A 5,964-nucleotide genomic window follows, 5' to 3' on the forward strand; every position below is an offset into this window, starting at 1 on the left:
TGGCCTTCGGCGCACTTAACTTCGCAGCCGTGCTGCTCGTTAAGTTCGAACCAAAGCGCACTCCGGTAAGATATTCACCGTGCAAAAGAAAATTATGCTATGGCAGATGTTTGGCAGAGTGAATATTTTGCCGTAAGCGCGTTTTGGCGCGAACTTAACAAGGCTACAGAGTAGCCGACGTTAAGTGAGAGACTCGGCGCGCGGCGGCAAAGATATTCGCTCTACAGATAAAAAAAACAAAAGGAGGAAAAGTATATGTCAAAAGATGGAGAGAAAGCAGAGAAAAACAGTAAAGGTGAAGAGATCTGCCCGATTTGCGGGAAAGTGCATCCGCGGAGAGAGGACCTGGGTATCAAGGCGAGCAGAGAGGAAGTAGAGAGTTTGATACTCATAAACAACCGGATCGATGTGGCGGCGCAGGCCGCGCAACCGGCGGCATTGCGGCAGGGAGTAACGGCGGAGCAGGTGCAGGTGTTCGTGAACGCGGCGCTGAACGCCAGAGCGGAAGCCATGAATTTACAGAGACAATGGTGGAATGAAATATTCGCCAAATATCCGCAGCTGCCGAAAGACAAAAATGTCTTTGTGGATTTTGACACGTGTGACTTTTACCTGAACTTAACAAGCGATAGCGAAGTTAAGTGAAGGCAACAAGCGCGCAGCGCGACGTTCTAGTGCGGATAGGGCAGTAAAAACGCGATACATCGCGGCGGGATTAATTGGTTGTTTTTTTAACTGGAATAATTTATAACAGCGTTATGGATATTCGTGCGATTTTAAAATTCGGACAGCCTTTGATTTTCGACGGTGCGATGGGTACTGTCTTGATGCAGCGCGGTTATGAAAATGTGCTGGCGGACAAGCTCAATGTTGAGCAGCCGGAGCTTATCGCGCAGATCCACCGCGAATACGCTTTGGCCGGCGCGGACATTGTGGAAACCAATACGTTTAATTCCAGCTTGCTCAAATTGCAGGAACTGGGTCTGGCGGACAAACTGGAGGAATTCAATCAAGCCGCGGCGCGCAATGCCCGCGCTTCCGGCGCGCCCTATGTGGCTGGTTCGCTGGGGCCGACCGGCAAATTATTGGAGCCGCTCGGCGCTTTGAGTTTTGACGCAGCCTATGCGTCGTATCGCGCGCAGGCGGCGGCTCTGGAAAGAGCCGGAGTGGATTTGTTTATTGTCGAAACTATCAGCGATATACAGGAGATGCGCGCGGCGCTGCTGGCGATTAAAGATGTCAGCGTCCGGCCGGTGATCTGTTCGTTGACCTACGATGAACAGGGGCGCACTTTGACCGGCACGGATATTTTTACCGCGGATGTAACTTTGCGCGAATTGGGCGCGGACGCGCTGTCGATAAATTGTTCGATCGGGCCGGAAGGCGTGGTCAGCCTGTACAAAAAATATTACCGGGATTTGGGCGCGCTGGGTCTGCCGCTGATGGTCATGCCCAACGCCGGCCTGCCGGAACTGATAAATGATAAATTAGCTTACACCATGACGCCGCAGAAATTTGCGGAAATCATGGCGGAGCTGGCGCGGTACGGTGTGCAGATCTTTGGCGGCTGCTGCGGCACGACACCGGCGCATATTGCCGCGTTGTCCCAAGCTATCCATAAAGTATCTATAAAATATCATAATTCTGATAGGGCTAAAAAAGCGGTTTATTTTACCAGCCGCAACAAGGTAGTGCGTTTGTCTGAAGCTAAACCTTTTTTAAAGATCGGCGAAAGTCTCAATCCGACCGCGCGAAAAAAATTTGCTGAGGAATTAAAAACCGGCCAGGAAAATTTCCTGCGCGAACAGGCTAAGGAACAGAGCGCGGCGGATCTGCTGGATCTCAATGTCGGCGTGCCGGAATTAGATCAGGCGCGGTTGATGCAAAAATGCGTGCAAACTTTGTCGCTGGTTACGGATAAGCCGCTCTGTCTGGATTCCGACGATCCGCAAGTGCTGGAAGCCGCTTTAAAAAGTTACCCCGGTCTGGCGTTGATCAATTCGGTGAACGGCAAGCCGGATTCTCTGGCCAAAATTGTCCCGCTGGCCAAACGTTACGGAGCGGCTTTGATCGCGCTGACGCTCGATGCACAGGGCATACCGCCGGCCGCCGCGGAGCGCGTGGCCATTGCCCGCAAAATAATGGACTACCTGCGCGCGGCTGGTTTTCCCGAACGCAGAGTTTTCTTTGACGGGCTGGTCATGACTCTGGCCTCCGAACCGCAGGCCGCGCTGGAAACTCTGAAAACAACGGAAGCGATCTCCAAACTAGGCTGGCAGACCAGCTTGGGCGTGAGCAATGTGTCTTTCGGCCTGCCGCAGCGCAAAAATATTAACAATGTTTTTCTTAAACTGCTGGAAAAAGCCGGGCTGAAAGCGGCGATCATCAGCGCGGCGACCTACCGGCAGATCGACCAATATACCGCAGCCGAGAAGCTGGCTGAAGCGGTTGTCCTGGGCCAGGACCCCCATGCCGCCCAATATCTGGCGCGAGTCGCCGCGCCGGACGCGCCGCCAGCCTCAAAAAAATCTTCCCGGAAACTTTCGATCTACGAAACGATTATCGAAGGCAACGAAGCGGCTGTGCTGGATCTGGTCAAAGCCGCTCTGGAGAAAAAAAAGCCGCCGGAAATTTTGAATCAAGAATTACTGCCGGCGCTGGAAAAAGTCGGCGAGTATTACTCTGCCGGCAAATACTATCTGCCGCAAATGATCGCTGCGGCCAATACGATGAAAAAAGCTTTTGAATATCTCAAGCCTTTGCTGCGCCAGTCCGGCACGGCGTCCATCGGCACGGCCATAGTCTGCACGGTAGAGGGCGATATTCACGATATCGGTAAAAATATCGTGGCGATGATGCTGGAAAATCACGGGTTTCAGGTGGTCGATCTGGGCAAAGATGTTTCGGCGGAAAAAATAGTCGCCGCGGCTGTGGAGCAAAAAGCGGACATTGTTTTATTGAGCGCGTTGCTGACCACGACTATGCTCAAGATGAAAGAAGTCAAAGCCAAACTGCTGGAAAAAAATCTGGATATTCCGGTCATGGTCGGCGGCGCGGTTGTTACTGCGGAATTTGCCGAAAATTTTGGCGCGCATCACACCGCGGACGCCGCCGCGGCGGTCTTGCAGGCGAAAAAATTATTAAAGCTGTAATACCTGCCGAAAAGAGCTGTTTTTTTTCTGGAGTTCGCGCGAGCCGCGGGTGATCTTGCACAGTGAGGTTTTCAGGGTTTTGGCGATCTCGCGCTGGGTCTGACCGGCGGCCAGCATTTTAATGACGCGCCAGCGCTGGCAAAGCTCGCGCAGCTCATTGGGCGTGAGAATATCGCGCAGAAATTCCGCCAAAAGTTTTTGTCCGCATTTAGTCAGCGCGCCGCAGAGTTCCCGCAGTTCCTGCCGGTCATTCATGTTACTATTAAAAGAAACAGATTGCGGCTTGTCAAGTTACCGCGATATACCGCAAGGCCGCTGAAGTCAAAAAATCTGAGCGGGTCTTGCCTGTCCAAAATTTTCTGGCGCGGCCTCAAATACTTATTTCATTGATGCTGTGGATCACCGTGTCCGGCGGGTCGGTTTGGAATGGCTCAGTTCCGTTAAAACCCCAGGCGCAGCCAATGGTGAAAATTCCGGCCCCGCGGCCGGCCTGTACATCGTAAATTGAGTCGCCGAGCATTACGGTTTCCTCTTTAGTACAGCCCAGTTTTTCGCAGGCGTGGAGCAGCGGGCGCGGGTCAGGTTTGTGCTCCGGCAGAGTATCCGCGCCGACAATTACATCAAAAACGACCGGCGAGTTTAATTTTTCTAAAATCTTGCCGATGAAATAGCTGTGCTTGTTGGAAACTATGCCCAGTGGTTTTTGCCGGGAACGGAGCTTGAGCAGAAAATCCGGCAGTCCGGCATAAAATTTGAGGTCTTGATACATATTAGTTTCATGGTCAGCGCGGTAAATTTTTACGGCTTCTTCCGGATCGATGTCCGGTTTTTCTTTTAGAGTTTCTGTCAGCATGTATTGCAGCCCCAGACCGATATATTGGCGGGCTTGGGTAAAAGCCAGCTCGGCCAGTCCGTAATGAGAACGCAGGTGGTTTATAGAAGCCAGAATGCCGCTGGAAGTATCTATCAGCGTTCCGTCAAAATCAAAAAGAAAAAGTTTTTTGCCGCTCAAAGTCAGAGACATGGCGCATTTGTAGCCCACAGGCAAACATCTGTCAAATCAGGACAAAGCGGCGGATCGTACCGCCCCTTGCCGTGGATAGATTTATCGGCGGGGCTTGTACTATAATATAGTAGTAGAATTGCTGGCGAATTTTACCGAAGGCGGGGTAGTCAATATGAAAGTTTTATTGCTCAACGGCAGTCCGCGCGAAAAAGGCTGCACTTACACGGCGTTGTCCGAGGCGGCCAAAACTTTTGAACAGGAAAATATCACCGCGGAGTTTTTCTGGCTGGGGAACAAGCCGCTCTCCGGCTGCAGCGCCTGTCTAAAATGCAGAGAGCTTGGACGCTGCGCTTTTCAGGATAAAGTAAACGAATTTTTAGATTTGGCTGGTGATTTTGACGGTTTTATTTTTGGTTCGCCGGTGCATTACGCGGCGGCCAGCGGCGCGATAACTTCTTTTATGGACAGAGTTTTCTATGCGGGTCTGCGTTCCGGCAAACAGTCTTTTCGTCTGAAACCGGCGGCGGCGGTTGTTTCCGCCAGGCGCGCGGGAACGACGGCGGCTCTGGATCAGCTGAACAAATATTTTGCTATAAACGAAATGCCCGTCATCTCCAGCCGTTACTGGAATATGGTGCACGGCGCGGCGCCGGACGATGTGCCGAAAGACGCCGAAGGTTTGCAGAATATGCGCGTGCTGGCGCGCAATATGGCCTTTTTTCTGCGTTGCAAAGAAGCTGGTCTTAAAGCCGGTGTCCCGCTGCCAGTGGAAGAAGACCGGATCGCCACGAATTTTATTAGATAAACTTGTCACTTCAGACGCTTCGCGTCCTTGCGACCGAGAGCGGCTTCAAGCCGCCGAGGAAGTGTCGCTGGCTAACCGAGCCAGCGGCTGGCTCTCACGGCGCATACTTCGTATGCTTGTGGGTCTCACTTCACGTCGCTACGCTTGTGAAGTTCGACGCGCTTAACGTCGCGGCCGCGCCGCTTGTAAGTTATTGAGCTTCATAAGAAATTATCTTTACATCTTTTGTCATTTCTTCGACCTTGTCACTTCGGCGGCTACGCCGCCTTGCGACCGAGAGCGGCTTCAAGCCGCCGAGGAAGTGTCGCTGGCTAACCGAGCCAGCGGCTGGCTCTCACGGCGCATACTTCGTATGCTTGTGGGTCTCACTTCACGTTGCTACGCTTGTGAAGTTCGACGCGCTTAACGTCGGCCACTTCGTGGCCTTGTTAAGCTCGAGTGATAATTCGCGCGGTTTTCAATGCGCGCGAATTAATACTTTGCGCAGGGGCGCAAAGTGGAGCTGAACGGAGAACTTCGCGCTGACGCGCTCGTGCTCCTCGATTCTGCTCAATTTATGCGGTGATATATAAAAAATTTGCTAGTTTTATAAGACTTGTCACTTCGGCGGCTACGCCGCCTTGTGGCTCTCGCTTAACGTCGGCCACTTCGTGGCTTTGTTAAGCTCGAGTGGAGCTGAACGGAGTCGAACCGTCGACCTCCACAATGCCATTGTGGCGCTCTACCAATTGAGCTACAGCCCCGGAATTAATGCTTTTTTACTATAAAAAAGTCTAAAACACAATAGAGAAAACCGAGCGCGGAGACTTCTATGCGGTTTCGTTGTTAGAGTATACATAACGCGAAATATGGGTATTTATAGGACAAGAAAGTTGTGGCTAAAAAAGTGGGACGGTTTCTGGAAGGTTACGATATATTTTGGTAAGTTTGAGTTGCGCCAAAAAAATAAAATAAGGAGGATAAGTTTATGTTAAAATGTAGAATAATTGCTGAGTCCGTGA

5 protein-coding genes and 1 tRNA gene are annotated in these 5,964 nt (G+C 51.7%); 3 read left to right on the forward strand and 3 right to left on the reverse strand.

The window, feature by feature from the left end; genetic code table 11:
• Window positions 1-255: 255 nt before the first annotated feature.
• Together LBJ25_01030 and LBJ25_01035 are read left to right on the forward strand one after the other, a co-directional pair.
• Complete coding sequence (locus LBJ25_01030; protein MDR1452548.1) at window positions 256-645, forward strand: hypothetical protein; 390 nt, start codon at window positions 256-258, stop codon at window positions 643-645.
• A 113-nt stretch (window positions 646-758) separates the two neighbouring features.
• Window positions 759-3,152: a homocysteine S-methyltransferase family protein gene (locus tag LBJ25_01035; GenBank protein ID MDR1452549.1), complete on the forward strand. Its 2,394-nt coding sequence runs from the start codon at window positions 759-761 to the stop codon at window positions 3,150-3,152.
• On the opposite strand, the gene LBJ25_01040 is transcribed toward LBJ25_01035, so the two are convergent.
• Window positions 3,141-3,407 (reverse strand): trp operon repressor, encoded by a 267-nt coding sequence (locus tag LBJ25_01040; GenBank protein MDR1452550.1) that lies wholly within the window; start codon window positions 3,405-3,407, stop codon window positions 3,141-3,143. The two genes, LBJ25_01035 and LBJ25_01040, sit on opposite strands and share 12 nt — an antisense overlap.
• A gap of 115 nt (window positions 3,408-3,522) precedes the next feature.
• Entirely contained in the window at window positions 3,523-4,176 is a 654-nt protein-coding gene (locus tag LBJ25_01045; GenBank protein MDR1452551.1) for an HAD family hydrolase, read from the reverse strand.
• A gap of 154 nt (window positions 4,177-4,330) precedes the next feature.
• Here LBJ25_01045 and LBJ25_01050 point away from each other — a divergent pair, with 154 nt between their 5' ends.
• Window positions 4,331-4,963 (forward strand): flavodoxin family protein, encoded by a 633-nt coding sequence (locus LBJ25_01050; protein MDR1452552.1) that lies wholly within the window; start codon window positions 4,331-4,333, stop codon window positions 4,961-4,963.
• 670 nt (window positions 4,964-5,633) lie between these two features.
• Here the strand turns inward: LBJ25_01050 and LBJ25_01055 are convergent.
• Window positions 5,634-5,706, reverse strand: a tRNA-Ala gene (locus LBJ25_01055).
• Window positions 5,707-5,964: the final 258 nt, after the last annotated feature.

The organism is Candidatus Margulisiibacteriota bacterium, assembly GCA_031268855.1.
Taxonomy (GTDB): domain Bacteria; phylum Margulisbacteria; class Termititenacia; order Termititenacales; family Termititenacaceae; genus Termititenax.